At 66.4% G+C, this 19,310-nt stretch carries 14 protein-coding genes and 1 pseudogene; 13 read left to right on the top strand and 2 right to left on the bottom strand.

Going from position 1 to position 19,310, the window contains the following annotated elements; translation table 11 throughout:
- The first annotated feature begins 59 nt into the window (after positions 1–59).
- Positions 60–2,477: a DNA topoisomerase (ATP-hydrolyzing) subunit B gene (gene gyrB / locus ACFSGJ_RS15860; protein ID WP_390263931.1), complete on the top strand. Its 2,418-nt coding sequence runs from the start codon at positions 60–62 to the stop codon at positions 2,475–2,477.
- A gap of 56 nt (positions 2,478–2,533) precedes the next feature.
- On the opposite strand, the gene ACFSGJ_RS15855 is transcribed toward gyrB, so the two are convergent.
- Positions 2,534–4,180 (bottom strand): BCCT family transporter, encoded by a 1,647-nt coding sequence (locus tag ACFSGJ_RS15855; protein ID WP_390263928.1) that lies wholly within the window; start codon positions 4,178–4,180, stop codon positions 2,534–2,536.
- Positions 4,181–4,430: 250 nt separating this feature from the next.
- Between ACFSGJ_RS15855 and ACFSGJ_RS15850 the strand changes: the two genes are divergently transcribed.
- From ACFSGJ_RS15850 to ACFSGJ_RS15805, 10 genes and pseudogenes are all read left to right on the top strand, one after another.
- Positions 4,431–6,059, top strand: a complete 1,629-nt coding sequence (locus ACFSGJ_RS15850) for an MFS transporter (protein ID WP_390264197.1) — start codon at positions 4,431–4,433, stop codon at positions 6,057–6,059.
- Between the two features lie 87 nt (positions 6,060–6,146).
- Entirely contained in the window at positions 6,147–7,088 is a 942-nt protein-coding gene (locus ACFSGJ_RS15845; protein WP_390263925.1) for a sugar-binding transcriptional regulator, read from the top strand.
- Positions 7,089–7,236: 148 nt separating this feature from the next.
- Positions 7,237–8,544 (top strand): annotated as a pseudogene (locus tag ACFSGJ_RS15840) (ABC transporter substrate-binding protein).
- A gap of 57 nt (positions 8,545–8,601) precedes the next feature.
- A complete protein-coding gene (locus tag ACFSGJ_RS15835) occupies positions 8,602–9,474 on the top strand; it encodes a carbohydrate ABC transporter permease (RefSeq protein ID WP_390263922.1) in 873 nt (290 codons plus the stop codon).
- A gap of 7 nt (positions 9,475–9,481) precedes the next feature.
- Positions 9,482–10,312 (top strand): carbohydrate ABC transporter permease, encoded by an 831-nt coding sequence (locus tag ACFSGJ_RS15830; protein WP_390263919.1) that lies wholly within the window; start codon positions 9,482–9,484, stop codon positions 10,310–10,312.
- Positions 10,313–10,322: 10 nt separating this feature from the next.
- Positions 10,323–11,321, top strand: a complete 999-nt coding sequence (locus tag ACFSGJ_RS15825; protein ID WP_390263916.1) for an ABC transporter ATP-binding protein — start codon at positions 10,323–10,325, stop codon at positions 11,319–11,321.
- On the top strand, positions 11,318–12,091 hold the full coding sequence (locus tag ACFSGJ_RS15820; protein WP_390263913.1) for an L-iditol 2-dehydrogenase: 774 nt from the start codon (positions 11,318–11,320) through the stop codon (positions 12,089–12,091). The genes ACFSGJ_RS15825 and ACFSGJ_RS15820 overlap by 4 nt, the downstream gene beginning before the upstream one ends.
- The gene (locus ACFSGJ_RS15815; RefSeq protein ID WP_390263910.1) at positions 12,079–13,557 is read left to right on the top strand and encodes a mannitol dehydrogenase family protein; all 1,479 of its coding nucleotides are present in this window, start codon (positions 12,079–12,081) and stop codon (positions 13,555–13,557) included. Before ACFSGJ_RS15820 ends, ACFSGJ_RS15815 begins: the two co-directional genes overlap by 13 nt.
- On the top strand, positions 13,557–14,228 hold the full coding sequence (locus tag ACFSGJ_RS15810; RefSeq protein WP_390263907.1) for an HAD family hydrolase: 672 nt from the start codon (positions 13,557–13,559) through the stop codon (positions 14,226–14,228). Before ACFSGJ_RS15815 ends, ACFSGJ_RS15810 begins: the two co-directional genes overlap by 1 nt.
- A complete protein-coding gene (locus ACFSGJ_RS15805) occupies positions 14,229–15,815 on the top strand; it encodes an FGGY-family carbohydrate kinase (protein ID WP_390263903.1) in 1,587 nt (528 codons plus the stop codon).
- A 38-nt stretch (positions 15,816–15,853) separates the two neighbouring features.
- Here the strand turns inward: ACFSGJ_RS15805 and ACFSGJ_RS15800 are convergent, their stop codons facing one another.
- A complete protein-coding gene (locus ACFSGJ_RS15800) occupies positions 15,854–16,669 on the bottom strand; it encodes an IclR family transcriptional regulator (protein WP_390263900.1) in 816 nt (271 codons plus the stop codon).
- Between the two features lie 68 nt (positions 16,670–16,737).
- On the opposite strand from ACFSGJ_RS15800, the gene ACFSGJ_RS15795 reads away from it, so the two are divergent.
- Positions 16,738–18,870, top strand: coding sequence for a malate synthase G (locus tag ACFSGJ_RS15795; RefSeq protein ID WP_390263897.1), 2,133 nt, complete (start codon positions 16,738–16,740; stop codon positions 18,868–18,870).
- Positions 18,864–19,286 carry a GlcG/HbpS family heme-binding protein gene (locus tag ACFSGJ_RS15790; RefSeq protein WP_390263894.1) on the top strand — a complete coding sequence of 141 codons (423 nt, stop codon included), beginning with the start codon at positions 18,864–18,866 and terminating at the stop codon, positions 19,284–19,286. Before ACFSGJ_RS15795 ends, ACFSGJ_RS15790 begins: the two co-directional genes overlap by 7 nt.
- Positions 19,287–19,310: the final 24 nt, after the last annotated feature.

Genomic DNA, 19,310 nt, shown 5'->3' with positions numbered 1-19,310 from the left:
CGCGTGACAATCCCGGGCAAAAGCCCTATAAGTCGCGCACGTTGAAAGGAAAGTTCCGCATGGCCGAAGCTGCACAGATGCCCGAAGAATACGGCGCTGAATCCATCAAGGTTCTCAAAGGCCTGGATGCCGTCCGCAAACGTCCGGGTATGTATATCGGCGATACCGACGACGGGTCGGGCCTGCACCACATGGTCTATGAGGTGGTGGATAACGGCATTGATGAGGCGCTGGCGGGTCATGCCGATTTTGTCACGGTCAAGATCCATGCCGATAACAGCGTCTCGGTGACGGATAACGGGCGCGGCATTCCGGTGGACATCCACAAGGAAGAAGGCGTTTCCGCAGCCGAGGTCATCATGACCCAGCTTCATGCCGGCGGGAAATTCGACCAGAACAGCTACAAGGTGTCGGGCGGTCTGCATGGCGTGGGCGTGTCGGTGGTGAACGCCCTTTCCGACTGGCTCGACCTGCGCATCTGGCGCAACGGCAAGGAACATTACGCCCGGTTCGAACGCGGCGAGACCGTCAAGCATCTGGAGGTCGTCGGCGACGCGAACGGGCGCAAGGGGACCGAGGTCCGTTTTCTTGCATCCACCACCACCTTTTCGAACCTCGACTTCAGCTTCAAGACGCTGGAAACGCGGCTGCGCGAGCTTGCCTTCCTCAACTCCGGCGTCCGCATCATCCTGGAGGATGAGCGCCCGGCGGAACCGCTCCGGTCCGAGCTTTTCTACGAGGGCGGGGTGCGCGAATTCGTGCGCTACCTCGACCGTTCCAAAAGCCCGCTCATCCCGGAACCGATCTTCATGACCGGCGAACGGGACGGGATCGGGATCGAGGTCGCGATGTGGTGGAACGACAGCTACCATGAATCGGTGCTGCCCTTTACCAACAACATCCCGCAGCGCGACGGCGGCACCCATCTGGCGGGCTTCCGCGGTGCGCTGACGCGGACGATGAACATCTATGCGCAATCCTCGGGGATCGCAAAAAAGGAAAAGGTGAGCTTTTCGGGCGACGACGCGCGCGAGGGCCTGACCTGTGTGTTGTCCGTGAAGGTGCCCGACCCCAAATTCTCCAGCCAGACCAAGGACAAGCTGGTGAGCTCCGAGGTGCGGCCGGCGGTCGAGAACCTGGTGAACGAAAAGCTGGCAGAGTGGTTCGAGGAAAACCCGGCCCATGCCCGGCAGATCGTCGGCAAGGTGATCGAGGCGGCGCTGGCGCGCGAGGCGGCGCGCAAGGCCCGCGAACTGACGCGCCGCAAGACCGCGATGGATGTGGCCAGCCTGCCCGGCAAGCTTGCAGATTGTCAGGAAAAGGACCCTGCCCTGTCCGAGCTTTTCCTGGTCGAGGGCGACTCGGCCGGCGGCTCGGCCAAGCAGGGGCGCAGCCGTGCCAATCAGGCGGTTCTGCCGCTGCGGGGCAAGATCCTGAACGTGGAACGAGCGCGCTTTGACCGGATGCTGAGCAGCCAGGAGATCGGCACGCTCATCACCGCGCTGGGAACGGGCATCGGCCGGGACGAGTTCAACATCGCCAAGCTGCGCTACCATAAGATCGTCATCATGACCGATGCCGATGTGGATGGCGCGCATATCCGGACGCTGCTTCTGACCTTCTTCTTCCGGCAGATGCCGGATCTGATCGAGGCGGGGCATCTCTATATCGCCGAACCGCCGCTCTACAAAGTCAGCCGCGGCAAGTCCGAGGTCTATCTCAAGGATCAGGCGGCGCTGGAAAACTATCTGATCCAGCAGGGTGTCGACGGTGCGCGGCTGCGTCTTGGCACGGGTGAGGAGATCAGCGGGCAGGATCTGGCCCGCGTGGTCGAAGAGGCCCGCGCCGTGCGGCGCAGCCTGCAATCCTTCCCGACCCATTATCCGCAGCGCATCCTGGAACAGGCGGCGATTGCCGGCGCGCTGCTGCAAGGCCGCGTCGATCAGGACCCGCAGGGCACCGCCGATGCGGTTGCCGAACGGCTCGACCTTGTTGCCGTCGAATACGAACGCGGCTGGAAGGGGCGCCCGACCCAGGATCACGGCCTGCGCTTTTCGCGTCTTCTGCGCGGCGTCGAAGAGGTGCGCACGCTTGATGGTCAGGTTCTGCGGTCCGGTGAGGCGCGGCGGCTTGCCGGCCATACGCAGGCGCTCCAGGACGTTTACGCAGCGCCCGCACGGCTGATGCGCAAGGATCGCGACCAGTTGATCCACGGGCCGGTGGAACTGCTCGACGCGATCCTGACCGAGGGGGAAAAGGGCCTGAGCCTGCAGCGCTACAAGGGATTGGGTGAGATGAACCCTGAACAGCTGTGGGAAACCACGCTGGACCCGGAGGCGCGGACGTTGTTGCAGGTGCGGGTCGAGGATCTGGCCGAGGCGGATGACATCTTTACCAAGCTCATGGGCGATGTGGTCGAACCGCGGCGCGAATTCATCCAGCAGAACGCATTGAGCGTCGAAAACCTGGATGCCTGATACAGGCTGACAGCGACAGATAATCCGGGGGCGCCACAGGGCGCCCCCGTTTCATTTCAGCGGGGTTCGTTCATCAGGCCCCGCACAATGGCATAGGCCGCGCCCAGAAGAACCAGCGCAAAGGGCAGCCCGGTGGACACCGCCATCGCCTGCAACGCCGCGAGCCCGCCGCCGAGCAACAGCGCGATCGCCACCAGCCCTTCGAAAGTCGCCCAGAACACGCGCTGGATCACCGGCGGGTTGATCTTGCCGCCCGCGGCGATGGTGTCGATCACGATGCTGCCCGAATCCGACGAGGTGACGAAGAACACGATCACCAGCGTGATCCCCACGAGCGAGGTGATCGCCGTCAGCGGCAGTTGCGAGAGCATCTCGAACAGCTGGATTTCAAGCGCCGCCTCCTGCACCCCGGTAAAGCCGTCATTCACCACCTGCGTGATGGCCGTGCCGCCCAGTGCCGTCATCCACAGGACAGACAGCAGCGTCGGCACGATCAGCACCGCGATCAGCAACTCGCGCACCGTGCGGCCACGGCTGACCCGGGCGATGAACATTCCGACAAAGGGCGACCAGCTGATCCACCAGGCCCAGTAAAAGGCCGTCCAGCCCTGGGCGAAATTCGCGTCCTCGCGCCCGAAGGGCATGGCGAGCTCCGGCAGATAGCGGCCATAGGCCCCGAGGTTCAGGAAGAACCCGCTCAGGATCTGCATCGTCGGCCCGGCAAGGATCACGAACAGCAGCAGCAACCCAGCCAGCGTCATGTTGATCTCGGACAGGATCTTCACGCCCCCTTCCAGACCCCGGATGATCGACACGACCGCGATGGCGGTAATGAAGAGGATCAGGATGATCATCGCCGGGTCGGTTGTGGGCCAGCCGAACAGGAACCCAAGCCCGGCCGAGGCCTGCTGCGCCCCGATGCCCAGCGATGTGGCAAGGCCGAAGACGGTCGCGAAGACCGCGAGGATGTCGATGATATGGCCCGGCCAGCCCCAGACCCGTTCACCGAAGATCGGGTAGAAACACGACCGCAGGGTCAGCGGCAGCCCCTTGTTATAGGCGAAAAGCGACAGTGCCAGCGCCACCACGGCATAGATCGCCCAAGGGTGCAGGCCCCAGTGAAAGATCGTCGCCGCCATGCCGAGCCGCCGCGCGGTTTCGGCGTCGCCCTCGGCCCCGCCCAGCGGCGCCCAGTCGGTCCGCGCCCCGTCAGGGCCCCGCTCGATCCCGCCAAAGGCCGCATCGAAATGCCCAAGCGGTTCGGACACGCCATAGAACATGAGGCCGATCCCCATGCCCGCCGCGAACAGCATCGCCATCCAGCCCGGATAGCTGAAATCCGCCGTCGCGTCTGGTCCGCCCAGCCGGATGCGACCCAGGGGCGACACGATCAGCGCAAGGCAAAGCACCACGAAGACATTGCCCACCAGCAGGAAGAACCAGTCGAGCCGGGAGGTCAGCGCATCGCGCAACCCGGTGAACAGGGGCTCTGCCTCATTCTGGAAGGCGAGCGTGAGGAAGGTGAAGGCGACCACGCCCAGCGCCGCCACGGTAAAGACGATGTGGTGCACATCAAAGGTCAGCGTGAAGCTGCGCGAGATATTGTCCTGCCCGATTTCGTAATCGGTCGAGATGATCTCCGTCTCCCCCTCGGGTTCCGGTATCGGTTCGATTGACTCGTCTGGATGTGTGTCGTTGTTCATCCGCTGTCCCTTTGCTTTGGCGGACAACCCGGGCTGCCTGCACGGGTTCCGTTACGTCAGAGGGGCGCGCGTCAGCGCCCGGCGATAGGGGAAGCCCCTGCTGGCATGTAACAAATCCGTGCGCTCGTGACCACCGCCGGTTTTTGCAACCCCCCGCCGCCGCGCGCCGCGCCCGATTGCAAGGCGCAGCCGCGCTCCCTATGGTCGGCCCATACGGGAGAAGTCGATGCCCCCCAGATCCTCCGCATCCATGCCGCACCGGCAATCGGCCTTCGTGCCGTTCCGGCACAGGGACTTTCGCACGCTCTGGGGTGCGAGCCTCATGTCGAATTTCGGCGGGCTGGTGCAGGGCGTGGGGGCGGCCTGGGCGATGACGCTGCTGACGACCTCGCCCACGCTCATCGCGCTGGTGCAGGCGACGACCACGTTGCCCGTGATGCTTTTTGCCATGTTTTCCGGGGCGCTGGCGGATAATTTCGACCGGCGGCGCATCATGCTGACCGCCCAAAGCCTGATGTTCGGCTTTTCCGTGCTGCTGGCCGTGATCGCCTGGATGGACGGGCTGACGCCGTGGCTGCTTTTGGGGCTGACCTTCCTGATCGGTGCGGGCACGGCGCTTCACAACCCGTCGTGGCAGGCATCGATGGGCGATCTGGTGCCACGGGACGACCTGCCCGCGGCGGTCTCGCTCAACAGCATGGGGTTCAACCTGATGCGCAGCGTCGGCCCGGCGGTGGGCGGGATCATCGTGGCGAGCTTCGGCGCCTCGGTGGCCTTTGCGGTCAACGCGGTCAGCTATCTGCCGCTGATCGGCGCGCTGGCCCGCTGGCGCCCGACGCGGCGCGACCGCGCCATGACAAGGGAATCGCTCGGACCCGCCGTTGCCGCGGGCCTGCGCTATGTCGCGCTGTCGCCCAATATCCTGCGGGTCATGCTGCGCGCGGGGCTGTTCGGCTTTTCGGCCGTCTCGATCCTTGCGCTGCTGCCGCTTGTGGTGCGGGATCTGACCGGGGGCGGGTCGTTCATCTACGGCATCCTGCTGGGATGTTTCGGGATCGGGGCGATCGGCGGCGCGCTTTTGAACGCCCGGCTGCGGGCCGCATTGGGTAACGAATGGATCGTGCGGCTGGCCTTCGTGATCTTTGGCGTTTCCGCCTTTGTGCTGTCGCAAAGCCGGGTGCCCGCGCTCAGCGCGCTCACGATGCTGCCGGCGGGGGCGGCCTGGGTTCTGGCGCTGTCGCTTTTCAACGTGTCGGTCCAGCTTTCGACACCGCGCTGGGTTCTGGGGCGGGCGCTGTCGCTTTACCAGGTCTCCAGCTTTGGCGGCATGGCGGCCGGGTCCTGGGTCTGGGGCATGGTCGCCACGGCGCAGGGGGTGGATGCCGCCCTTGCCGCCTCGGCGCTGGCCATGCTGGTGGGGGCGGTGGCGGGGATATTCCTTGCGCTGCCGGAATTCACGCCGCTCGATCTCGATCCGCTGGGACGGTTTCGCGAACCGGTCCTGCGGCTCGACCTGCGCCGCAGCAGCGGCCCGATCATGATCATGGTGGATTACCGGATCGATCTGGCCGATGTGCCGGAGTTCCTGCGGCTGATGACCGAGCGGCGCCGCATCCGCCGGCGCGACGGGGCCCGCAACTGGGCGCTGCTGAGGGATCTGGAGGCGCCGGAGATCTGGACGGAATCCTACCATGTCGCGACCTGGGACGAATATCTGCGGCACAATCTGCGCCGCACCAAGGCCGATGCCGAAGTGACCGAGGCGCTGCGCGCGCTCCACCGTGGGGACGAGCCGCCCCGCGTTCACCGCATGATCGAACGCCACAGCGTCTCGCCCGCCGACGACCTGCCTCTGCGCAGCCCCGTGGACATTTCCTGATCCGCGATTCCCGCGGGCGCAATCTTGCCCGTGGCAAGCGTTTGCCTATAGCGTCGTCCGGGCATCCGCAAAGACCCGAGGCGCCCTATGAACACCACCCGCCTGAACGACGCCGCCCGCGCCGGCTGGCTCTACTACATCGCCGGCAAGACGCAGGACGAGATCGCGGCGGCCATGGGGATTTCGCGGCAGGCGGCGCAGCGCCTCGTGTCGCTCGCGGTGTCGGAACGGCTGGTCAAGGTGTGGCTCGATCACCCGATCGCGGAATGCATGGACCTTGCCGCGCGCCTGACCGACCGGTTCGGGCTGAAGCGCGCGGAGGTGGTGCCCAGCATCGCCGATGAAACCGACGGAACGCTTGGCATCGCGCAGGCGGGCGCCGCCGAGATGCACCGCTGGCTGCGGCGGGAAAAGCCCATGGTCATGGCGGTCGGCACCGGGCGCAGCCTGAAGGCCGCCGTGGATCATCTGCCCCCTATGGATTGTCCGCAGCACCGGATCGTCTCCTTGACCGGGAATATCGGGATCGACGGCTCGGCCGCCTATTACAACGTGATCTTTTCCATGGCCGACACGATCAATGCGCGCCATTTCCCCTTCCCCCTGCCCGTCTATGTCACCAGCGCCGAGGAACGCGCCCTGATGCACCGTCAGGCGCTCATCTCGCATACGCTGTCGCTGGCGGCCTCGGCGGATGTGGCCTTTGTGGGGATCGGCGAGATCGGGCCGCAGGCACCGCTGTTTCTGGACGGCTTCCTCGACCGGGGCGATCTGGAGCTTTTGCACGCGCTCGGCGGTGCGGGGGAAATCTGCGGCTGGGTTTATGATGAGGCGGGGCATTTACTGACGACGACACCGAACGACCGGACGGCCTCGGCCCCGATCCCGTCGCGGGATACCGCTGTGGTGATCGGGCTCGCCAAGGGGCCGCGCAAGGTCAGGGCCATTCTCGCGGCCCTGCGCGGCCGGCTGCTCAACGGCCTCATCACGGATGAGGCGACGGCGATCGCGCTCTTGCAGCAAGCCTGACTGACCATTCCGCACCTGCAATCTCGCATCCGCAGCATTTGCCCGCCCTGCGGGCCGATGCTCATTTTCCCGTTGACAGATTTTTTTGACAGTCGAATATTCGCTCGCACCAAAGGCAAAAGCCCGAAGGGCGACGGAGGAGGAAATCATGACGTATCGGACGCTGCTGATGGGGCTCGCCTCATCGCTGGCACTGACTGCGGCCGCGCAGGCCCAGTCGATCACCATCGCTACCGTGAACAACGGCGACATGATCCGGATGCAGGGTCTGACGTCCGAGTTCAACGCCCAGCACCCCGACATTCAGGTGAACTGGGTCACGCTGGAGGAAAACATCCTGCGCCAGCGTGTCACCACCGACATCGCCACCCGCGGCGGCCAGTATGACGTGATGACCATCGGCACCTACGAGGTTCCGATCTGGGCCGCGCAGGACTGGCTGCTGCCGCTGGAATTCGATGCCGATTACGATGTGGATGACATCATCGGCCCGATCCGCGACGGCCTTTCGCGCGACGGCGCGCTTTATGCGGCGCCCTTCTACGGCGAAAGCTCGATGGTGATGTATCGCACCGACCTGTTCGAGGCCGCAGGGCTGGAGATGCCCGAGGCGCCCACATGGGAATTCATCGCCGACGCCGCCCGCCAGCTGACGGATCGCGGGGCCGAACAATACGGCATCTGCCTGCGCGGCAAGGCCGGCTGGGGCGAGAACATGGCCTTCCTCACCGCGACGGCCAACTCGTTCGGCGCCCGCTGGTTCGATGAGGAATGGCAGCCGCAGTTCGACAGCGAGGAATGGCGCAACACGCTCCAGTTCTATGTCGACCTGATGAACGAGGCCGGCCCTCCGGGCGCGTCGTCGAACGGGTTCAACGAAAACCTCGCGCTGTTCCAGACCGGCAATTGCGCAATGTGGATCGACGCGACCGTGGCAGCCTCGTTCGTGACGAACCCGGCGGAATCGCAGGTGGCCGAGAATGTGGGCTTCGCACTGGCGCCCGATAACGGCCTGGGCAAGCGCGGCAACTAGCTCTGGGCCTGGACGCTGGCCATCCCCGCCGGCACCCAGAACGCCGAGGCCGCGCAGACCTTCATCGAATGGGCGACCTCGAAGGAGTATCTGGAGCTTGTGGCGGAACGCGACGGCTGGGCCAACGTCCCGCCCGGAACCCGCACCTCGCTTTACGAGAACCCGGAATATCAGGAAGCCGCGCCCTTTGCGCAGATGACGCTGGACAGCATCCTGTCGGCCGACCCGATCAACCCGACCGTGGACCCGGTGCCCTATACCGGTGTGCAGTTCGTGGCCATCCCCGAGTTTCAGGCGATCGGCACCGCGGTGGGTCAGCAGTTCTCGGCGGCCCTTGCCGGGCAGACGACCGTCGATGCGGCGCTGCAGGCGGCCCAGCAACTGACCGAGCGTGAGATGCGCCGCGGCGGTTACTTCCAGTAAGCCTTCCGGGCGGGCCGCAACCGGCCCGCCCCCCTTTCCCCTCCCGGAGACCCTGCCATGGCGACGCTCCAGACCCGCGCGGCCGCGCGGATCATGTCCGCACCGGCAATCCTGCTGCTTCTGGCCTGGATGCTGATCCCCCTGGGCATGACGCTCTATTTCTCGACGCTCCGCTACAACCTGCTGATGCCGGGCACGGAAAGCTTCGTCGGGTGGGAGAATTATCATTACTTCCTGACCGACCCGGCCTTTACCACCGCCTTTCGCAACACGCTTGTGATGGTGGCAAGCGTGCTGGCCATCACCACCATCGGCGGCACGCTGCTCGCGCTTTTGATGGACCAGCCGTTCTGGGGGCGCAGCATCGTCCGGCTTCTGGTGATCGCGCCGTTCTTCATCATGCCGGTCGTGTCGGCGCTGGTCTGGAAGAACCTGCTGATGCACCCTGTGAACGGGCTCTTTGCCTGGATCGCGCGCGTCTTCGGGATGCAACCGATCGACTGGTTCGGGCAGATGCCGCTGTTCTCGATCATCCTGATCGTCGCCTGGCAATGGCTGCCCTTTGCCACGCTGATCCTGTTGACCGCGCTGCAATCGCTGGATCAGGAACAGATGGAGGCCGCCGAGATGGACGGCGCCGGGCCGCTGGCACGGTTCTGGTATATCACGCTGCCGCATCTCAGCCGCGCGCTGACGGTTGTCGTGCTGATCGAGACGATCTTTCTTCTGTCGATCTTCGCCGAGATCCTGACCACCACAAATGGCGGGCCGGGGGTCGCGACCACCACGATCACCTACCTCGTCTATGTGCAGGCGCTGCTGCAGTTCGATGTGGGGGGCGCCTCGGCCGGCGGGATCATCGCCGTCATCCTTGCCAATATCGTCGCGATCTTCCTGATCCGGATGCTTGGCAAGAACCTGGACAAGTGAGGGGATAATGGCACGCGCAACCACACCCGCCCGCCGGGCCGGCATCACCGCCCTTGGATGGGCCGTCGGGCTTCTGGTGTTCTTCCCGATCCTCTGGATGGTGCTCACCAGCCTCAAGACCGAGGCGGAGGCCATTGCCATCCCGCCACGCTTTCTCAACTTCAGCTGGACGCTGGAAAACTACTACACCGTCAACGCGCGGTCGAACTATCCGCTCCATGCGCTGAACTCGGTGGTGATCTCGCTCGGCTCCACGCTGCTGGGGCTTCTCGTGGCGATCCCCGCCGCCTGGGCCTTTGCCTTTTCGCCGACGCGCCGCACGCGCGACGTGCTGATGTGGATGCTCTCGACCAAGATGCTGCCGGCGGTGGGTGTCCTTGTGCCGATCTACCTGATTTTCCGGGATTACGGGCTCCTTGATACCCGGACGGGGCTGGTGATCGTGCTCAGCCTCATCAACCTGCCGATCATCGTCTGGATGCTCTATACCTATTTCCGGGAAATCCCGAACGACATCCTCGAAGCCGCGCGGATGGACGGCGCCAGCCTGCCCAAAGAGGTGATCTATGTCCTTCTGCCGATGGCGGTGCCGGGGATCGCCTCGACGATGCTTCTGAACATCATCCTCGCCTGGAACGAGGCCTTCTGGACCCTGAACCTCACGGCATCGCGGGCCGCGCCCCTGACCGCCTTCATCGCCAGCTATTCCAGCCCCGAGGGCCTTTTCTGGGCCAAGCTTTCGGCGGCATCCACCCTCGCCATCGCTCCCATTCTCATCATGGGCTGGTTCAGCCAGCGCCAGCTTGTGCGCGGCCTGACCTTCGGCGCCGTCAAATAGGACCCGACCAATGGGACAGATCCAACTCAGGAACGTTCGCAAGACCTTCGGCGCCGCCGAGGTCATCCCCGGCCTCGACCTCGACATCGAGGATGGCGAATTCGTCGTGTTCGTCGGCCCCTCGGGCTGCGGCAAATCCACCCTGCTGCGGCTGATCGCCGGGCTTGAGGACGTGTCCGGCGGCAAGATCACGATCGACGGCAAGGAGGCGACGAAACTCGGCCCCGCGCAGCGCAAGCTGGCGATGGTGTTCCAGTCCTACGCGCTTTATCCGCATATGACCGTGCGCCGGAACATCGGCTTTCCGCTCAAGATGGCAGGGGCCGACAAGGCCGTGATCGAGCAAAAGGTGCAGGAGGCCGCACGCGTCCTGAACCTGACGGACTACCTCGACCGCCGCCCCGGCGCGCTGTCGGGCGGCCAGCGGCAACGGGTCGCCATCGGCCGCGCGATCGTGCGGGAACCGGCGGCCTTTCTCTTTGACGAGCCGCTCTCGAACCTCGACGCGGCGCTGCGTGTGAACATGCGGCTCGAAATATCGGAACTGCACCAGAAGCTGCGCACGACGATGATCTACGTCACCCATGACCAGGTCGAGGCGATGACCATGGCCGACAAGATCGTCGTGCTGAACGCTGGCCGCATCGAACAGGTCGGCAGCCCCATCGACCTTTACAGCCGCCCCGCCAACCGCTTTGTCGCGGGCTTCATCGGCAGCCCCCGGATGAACTTCATCGAGGGCGAAGAGGCGGCGCGCCACGGCGCCGCCGCCATCGGGGTGCGCCCCGAACATCTGGCCGTCAGCCGAGAGGGCGGGCTCTGGCGCGGCAAGGTCGTGGTGGGCGAACATCTCGGCTCGGACACGTTCCTTCATGTGGATGTGCCGGGGCTGGGGCAGATCACCGCCCGCGCGCCGGGTGAATTCGGCGCTGGCCCCGGCGACGAGGTCTGGATGACCCCGGCCGAGCACCGGATCTACCGCTTCGACCGGGAAGGACAGGCATTGTGAAACGACTGGACGGAAAATCGGCGCTGATCACCGGCGCGGCCCGGGGCATCGGGGCGGCCTTTGCCCGCGCCTATGTGGCCGAGGGTGCGACGGTCGCCATCGCCGATATTGACCTTGCGGGGGCGGAAGCGACGGCGGCCGAAATCGGCCCCGGCGCCTATGCCGTGCATCTCGATGTGACGCAACAGGCGTCGATCGACGCGGCGATGGAAAGTGTCGTGGCGCAGACCGGCGGGCTCGATATCCTGATCAACAACGCGGCCGTGTTCGACGCGGCCCCCATCGTGGACATCACGCGCGACAGCCATGACCGGCTGTTCGCCATCAACGTCTCGGGGACGCTTTTCATGATGCAGGCGGCTGCGCGGCAGATGATCGCGCAGGGCCGGGGCGGGCGGATCATCAACATGGCCAGCCAGGCCGGGCGCCGGGGCGAGCCGCTGGTCGCCGTCTATTGCGCGACCAAGGCCGCCGTCATCAGCCTGACCCAATCCGCCGCGCTGAACCTGATCGCGCATCGCATCAACGTCAACGCCATCGCCCCCGGTGTGGTCGACGGGGCGCATTGGGACGGGGTGGATGCGCTTTTCGCCAGGTATGAAAACCTGCCGCTGGGCGAGAAAAAGCGGCAGGTCGGCGCCTCGGTCCCCTATGGCCGCATGGGCCGGGCGGAGGATCTGACCGGCATGGCGATCTTCCTCGCGTCGGATGAGGCCGAATATATCGTGGCGCAAACCTACAACGTGGATGGTGGCCAATGGATGAGCTGACCCTTTCACTCGCCGCGCTGCCGCATCTGTCGGGCGCGGCCCTGCCGTCCTATGTGCGCGCCGACCTGCGGGCCGGCATCGTTCATATCGGCGTCGGCAATTTCCATCGGGCGCATATGGCGGTCTATCTCGACCGGCTGATGAACCAGGGGCTGGCGCGGGACTGGGCGATCATCGGCACCGGCGTCACCGATCACGATGCACGGATGCGCGCCGCGCTGGAACCCCAGGACTGGCTGAGCACCGTCGTCGAACAGACCGCCGAAGAGGCGCAGGCGCGTGTCACCGGGGTGATGGTCGATTTCATCGCCCCCGGGGACCGGGCCGGCATTCTGGCGGCAATGGCCGATCCGGCGGTGCGGATCGTCTCGCTCACCGTAACCGAGGGAGGTTATTTCATCGACCCGGCGACCGGGGCGTTCGATGCCGCGCATCCGGCGATCAGGGCGGATGCGGCCACCCCCGACCAGCCCCGGACAGCCTTTGGCCTGATCCTTGCCGCGCTGCGCCGCAGGCGTGACGCGGGCCTCGTGCCCTTCACGGTGCTGAGCTGTGACAACGTTCCCCATAACGGCGTCGTCACGCGCAATGCCGTTGCCGGTCTTGCACGGCTTTCCGATCCCGCACTTGCGGATTGGGTGACGGGCAACGTCGCCTTCCCGAACGGGATGGTGGACCGCATCGCCACGGTGACGAACGACCGGGAGCGGGGGATCTGCCGCAGCCAGTTCGGCATCGATGACGCATGGCCGGTCTTTTGCGAAGACTACATCCAGTGGGTGCTGGAAGATCACTTTCCCGCCGGGCGGCCGCCGCTCGAACAGGCGGGGGTGACGTTCGTGGACGACGTCACGCCCTTCGAGAACATGAAGATCCGCATCCTCAACGGCGGCCATGCGATCATCGCCTATCCCGCCGGGCTGATGGATATCCACTTCGTTCATGAGGCGATGCAGAACCCGCTGATCGCGGCCTTCCTCGCCAGGCTGGAACGCGAAGAGATCCTGCCCGTGGTGCCGCCGGTTCCCGGTGTCGACCTGCACGACTATGTGGCGCTGATCGAGGGGAGGTTCGCCAATCCCGCCATCGGGGACACGGTGCGCCGGCTCTGCCTCGACGGGTCGAACCGGCAGCCCAAGTTCATCGTCCCGACAATCGCCGATCGTCTTGCACAGGGGCTGCCGGTCCAGGGCCTCGCGCTCGAATCCGCGCTCTGGTGCCGCTATTGCCTCGGGCTGACCGACAGCGGCGCCGAAATCGCGCCGAACGATCCCGCCTGGGACCGCCTGCAGGCGCAGGCCCGCCGGGCCGTCGATGATCCCGCCGCCTGGCTCGACATGCGCGACGTCTACGGGGCGACCGCCGATGACCCTGCGTTCCGCACGGCCTTTGCCCACGCCCGCCACGCCCTGACCGAGGCGGGGACCGAGGCCGTGTTGCGCCGGTACCTTGACGGCACGCTTTGATGGCGCGGCCCGCGCTTGTGATCTTTGACTGCGACGGGGTTCTGGTCGACAGCGAACCGATCGCAATGCGGGTGCTCCTCGAAACCCTGTGCGAGGCCGGGCTGACGCTCGACCCCGCCCTGGGCTACACGCGGTTTCTGGGGCGGAGCCTTGCCAGCACGATCGCCATCCTCGATCAGGAGTTCGGCCTCGCCCTTGGCCCCCGGCATCTGGATGGGATGCGCGAACGGCTTTATGCCGCGTTCCGCAAGGACCTGCGCCCGGTCCCCGGGATCGCGGGCGTTCTGGCCGGTCTGCGCCTGCCCTTCTGCGTCGCCTCGTCCAGCCAGCCGGAACGCATCCGGCTCAGCCTTGAGTTGACCCGCCTCTCGCCGTATTTTGAGGGCAGGATGTTCAGTGCGACGATGGTAGAGCGTGGCAAACCGGCCCCCGATCTCTTTCTGCACGCGGCCGCGGCGATGGGCGCGGCGCCGCCGGATTGCCTCGTGATCGAGGACAGCCCGGCGGGCCTTGTCGCGGCGCAGGCGGCGGGGATGCGGGCGGTGGGTTTCGTGGGCGGGGGTCATGCCGCTGCGGCCGGCCTTCGGACGACGCTTGGCGCCCTCAACCCCGACCATATTCTGGAGGAGATGGATGACCTGCCCGACCTGCTGGACGCCGGACCGCGCTGAATGACCCCCCTTGTCGCGGCGGTCGATGTGGGAACGGCAAGCGTCCGCGCGGCGGTCATTGATGCGGCAGGCCAGTTGCATGGGCTGGCCGAGGCGCCGATCTCCACCGTCTTTCCCGAACAGGCCGGTGCGGAACAGGCCGGTGCGGAACAGGACAGCGAGGAAATCTGGTTCACCCTCTGCCGTGCCCTGACCGAGGCCCGCCTTGCCGCCGGAGCCGCCCCCGGCGACATTGCCGCGCTGGGGTTCGACGCGACCTGTTCGCTCGTGCTGCGGGACCGCGCGGGGCGACCGCTGGGCCTCTCGGCCCCCCTGCGCGACACGCTGGCCTGGCACGATCACCGTGCCGCCGCCGAGGCCGCCGAATGCAGCGCGCTGACCGGGCCGGTTCTGGACCATCTTGGCGGCAGCATGTCACCCGAAATGCAGCCGCCCAAGCTGATGTGGCTTTGCCGTCAACGGCCCGACCTGTGGGGCCGGCTTGGATACGCCTTTGACCTTGCCGATTTCCTGACATGGCGGGCGACGGGGAATGCCGCGCGGTCGCATTGCACGCTCACCTGCAAATGGGGCTACCTGCCGGCAGAGGGCGGCTTCAGCGCGCCGTTTCTGGCTGCGACCGGGCTTGTCGACCTGCCCCGGCAGACGGGCATCCCGGACCCGCCGCTGCCGGTCGGGGGCGTTGCCGGGCGCCTGACGGATGCGGCGGCGATGGAACTGGGCCTTGCCCCCGGCCTGCCCGTCGCCACCGGGATGATAGATGCCCATGCGGGCGCGCTCGCAGCACTTGGGGGACTTGACGACGCGGGCTTGCAGGGGTCTGCCGCGCTGGTCGCCGGGACCTCGGGCTGCATCATGCATTTTGCGCCTGACCCCCGGCCCATGCGGGGCGTCTGGGGCCCCTTTCCGGACGTAGCGCTGCCGGACCTCTGGATGCGCGAGGCCGGGCAAAGCGCCTCGGGCGGGCTTCTGAACCACCTTTGCCGCCTCTGGACGGGGGCCGAGCCGACGGCGGCGCTTCACGCCTCGGTCATGCGCCGGATCGCCAAGCTGCGCGCGGAAGAGGGCTGGAACCTTGGCCACCGGTTGCATGTGCTGCCGGATTTTCAGGGCAACCGGTCGCCGCAGGGCGATCCCTCCGCGCTCGGGGTTCTCAGCGGGCTGGGCATGGATCAGGGCTTTGACGGTCTCTGCCGGGTCTACTGGCGCGCGGCGCTGTCGCTCGCCCTTGGGCTGAGACAGGTTCTGGACCATTTCGCGGCGCATGGAACGGCGGTCTCGCGGCTTTTTCTGGTGGGCGGGCAGGCGCGCAGCCCGATGCTCGCCGATCTTTATGCGACCGCGACAGGGTGCGAGGTGCACCGGTCAGCCGCGCCGAATGCCATGCTTTTGGGCGGGGCGATCTGCGCCATGACGGCTGCGGGCATCCATCCCGACCTGCGCAGCGCCGCAGCCGCGATGCGGGCCGAAACCGTTCTGCACAGGCCCGACCCATCGGGCGCCCCCGCTATCGCCCGCGACTACGCGGTCTTTCTGGAGATGCAGGACCAGCGCCGCCGGATCGAGGCGATGTCACAGACTGTCTAGGGCAACGCTTGGCCCTTTCAGGGGGACGCCTGGCCCTTTCAGGGCAATGCCTGATCGGGACGCCTCCCGCCCAGGCTGCGGGTCAGGGCATCGGCGGCCGCGACCACGATCGAGCCCACGGCCGCGACGCGCTGCCGGGTCAACCGCCCCGCATGGGCCGAGACCGAGATCGCGCAGGCCGGTTCGCCCGAGGGCGACCAGACCACGGCGGCAACGCAACGCAGGCCCGGCACGAATTCCTCATCATCCACGGCATAGCCCCTGTGCCGGATGACCGCGATTTCCGCCCACAGGCCGTCTGGCGTCGTCAGGCTGCGCGGCGTGAGCGGCCGCAGGCCGTGGCGCGCGGCCATCGCCCCGATCTGGTCATCGGGCCAGACAGCGACGATCGCCTTGCCCATCCCCGAGGCATGCCACGGCGCCCGCCCCCCCACCGGCGAGATGGCACGCACGATTTCCCGGCTTTCCGCCTGATGCAGGGTCACGACCTCGGCCCCGTCAAGGATGCCGAGATTGGCCGTCTCGCGCGTCTGGTCGCGCAGGCGGCGCAGGACCGGCAGCGCGGGCGAGGTGAAATGCCGCCGCCGCAGATAGGCCGATCCGGTGGCGAATGCCTGCCGGCCCACATGCCACCGCGCCCCCTGCCCGTCGAAATGCGCAAAGCCGCGCAGTTCCAGCGTCGTCAGCAACCGATGGGTGGTGGACAGGGCCAGTCCCGCCGCCCGCGCAAGATCGCTGAGCCGCAGGCCCTCTTCCTCTTGTCCCAGGAGTTCGAGCAGCGTCAGCGCGCGGCTGACGGACTGGACGCCGCTGTCGGGATTGGCCATGACCTTTTCCGCATCGTGGAAAACCATGCAGCCATCCGTGCCACTTTCGCCGCCGATGCGCTAGATGGAACAGGAATGACATGCGGAGGATGGCAATGACCTATGTGGATCGTTCCGGGTTGCAGGTCGCAGCCCCCCTTGCCCGGCTGATCGAGGACCGGGTGCTGCCGGGCCTTCCGGTCGCGGCCGAGGCCTTCTGGGCGGGCTATGCGGCGCTTTTGCGGGATCTCTGGCCCCAGAACCGCGCCCTGTTGCAGAAACGGGCGGACCTGCAGCGCCAGATCGACGGCTGGTGGCAGGCGCGGCGCGGGCAGGATCACGACCCCGAAGCCTACCGCGCCTTTCTGACCGAGATCGGCTATCTTCAGCCCGAAGGCCCGGATTTCGAGGTCACGACAGCGAATGTCGATCCCGAAATCGCGCAGATCGCCGGGCCGCAGCTGGTCGTTCCGGTGATGAACGCGCGCTTTGCGCTCAATGCCGCGAATGCGCGCTGGGGCTCGCTTTACGATGCGCTTTACGGAACCGACGCGCTGCCGGGCAAGCCTTCGGGCGCAGGCTATGACGCGGCACGGGGGGCGCAGGCCGTCGCATGGGCCGCGGATTTCCTTGACCGCGCCCTTCCGCTTGCCTCGGGCAGCCACCAGGATGTGACGCGCTACTGGCAGGAAGATGGCGTCTTTCACGCCGAGGTGGGGGGACAGTCCACCGGGCTGAAGGACCCGGCGGCCTTTGTCGGCTGGACCGACAACAGCTTCCTTTTGCGCCATAACGGGCTGCATGTCGAACTGGTGATCGACCCGCAGCACCCGGTGGGCCGCGCCCATCCGGCTGGCCTGCGGGATGTCGTGCTTGAAAGCGCGCTGACCGCCATCCAGGATTGCGAGGACAGCGTCGCCGCGGTCGATGCCGAGGACAAGGTGGCGGTCTACGCGAACTGGCTTGGCCTGATGAAGGGCGATCTGGAAGAGAGCTTTGAAAAGGGCGGACAGGTGATGACCCGCCGCCTGAACCCCGATCGCACCTGTCGGACCCGCGACGGCACGCTGACCCTGCCGGGCCGCGCGCTGTTGCTGGTGCGCAATGTCGGCCATCTGATGACCACCGACGCCGTGCTGCTGGACGGAGAGGAAACGCCCGAAGGGTTCCTCGACGCGCTCGTGACCTCGGCCGCGGCGATGCATGATCTCGCGAAAACGGACGGGTTGCGCAATTCGCGCGCGGGCTCGGTCTATATCGTCAAGCCCAAGATGCACGGGCCGGAAGAGGTCGCCTTTGCCAATACGCTCTTTGACCGGGTCGAGGATATCCTCGGCCTGCCGCGCCACACGCTCAAGATCGGCGTGATGGATGAGGAACGGCGCACCTCGGCCAATCTGCGCGAATGTATCCGCGCGGTGAAGGACCGGCTCGTCTTCATCAATACCGGCTTCCTCGACCGCACGGGGGATGAGATCCATACCTCGATGCAGGCCGGCCCGGTCATCCCGAAGGGCGAGATGAAGGACGCCCTGTGGCTGGCCGCCTATGAAAACGGAAACGTGGATGCGGGTCTGGCAACCGGGCTGCGCGGCCACGGACAGATCGGCAAGGGCATGTGGGCGAAACCGGACGCCATGGCCGAGATGCTGGCCACCAAGCAGAACCATCCGCTTGCGGGCGCGAACACCGCCTGGGTGCCCTCGCCCACCGCGGCGACGCTGCACGCGACCCATTATCATGAAGTCGATGTGGCCGCCCGTCAGGCGGAACTTGCGACGCGCGAACGGGCGGGGCTCGACGATCTTCTGTCGCCGCCGATCCTGCGCGGGCGGAACCTGTCCGACGAAGAGGTGCGCCGCGAAATCGACAACAGCTGCCAGTCGATCCTTGGCTATGTGGTGCGCTGGGTCGATCAGGGCGTCGGCTGTTCCAAGGTCCCCGACATCAACGACGTGGCCCTGATGGAAGATCGCGCGACCCTGCGGATTTCGTCCCAGTATCTCGCGAACTGGCTGCTGCACGGGATCACGACACGCGAAGAGGTCGAGGCCTCGCTCCGCCGGATGGCGGTCGCGGTGGACCGGCAGAATGCGGGCGACCCGGCCTATCGGGCCATGGCCGCCGATTACGACCGCTCGGTCGCCTTTCAGGCGGCGCGCGACCTGATCTTCGAGGGGATCAACCAGCCCTCGGGCTATACCGAACCGATCCTGCATCGCCGCCGCCGGGAGTTGAAATCATGCTGACCATTCGCAGGCTGGACCTGAACGACGCCCGTATCCTGCTGCAGGGCGCCCGCGCCCGGGCCGCAGAGATCGGCGTTCCCATGTGCATCGCCATCACCGACGAGAGCGGCCAGTTGATCGCCTTCGAGCGGATGGACGGCGGCAAGGTCACATCCGCGACCATCGCGATCGACAAGGCCTTTACCGCCGCCGCCGCAAAGAAGGCGACCCATGAATACGGGGAATCGAGCCAGCCCGGCGCGCCCGCCTATGGCATCGCCTCGGCGATCCAGGGCCGGCTGATGGTGGTGGGCGGTGGCCTGCCGGTCATCGTGGCGGCTGAGGTCGTGGGCGGCATCGGCGTAAGCTCTGGCACGCCCGCGCAGGATCGCGACGTGGCGCAGGCGGGGATCGACGCGTTTCTCGCGACGCTTTGATCCTGGGGGCTGGGCGAAATTTCC

Origin of the sequence: Halodurantibacterium flavum, assembly GCF_042681825.1 — a bacterium.
Lineage (GTDB): Bacteria > Pseudomonadota > Alphaproteobacteria > Rhodobacterales > Rhodobacteraceae > Halodurantibacterium > Halodurantibacterium flavum.
This window is presented reverse-complemented; position numbering and strand designations above follow the sequence as displayed.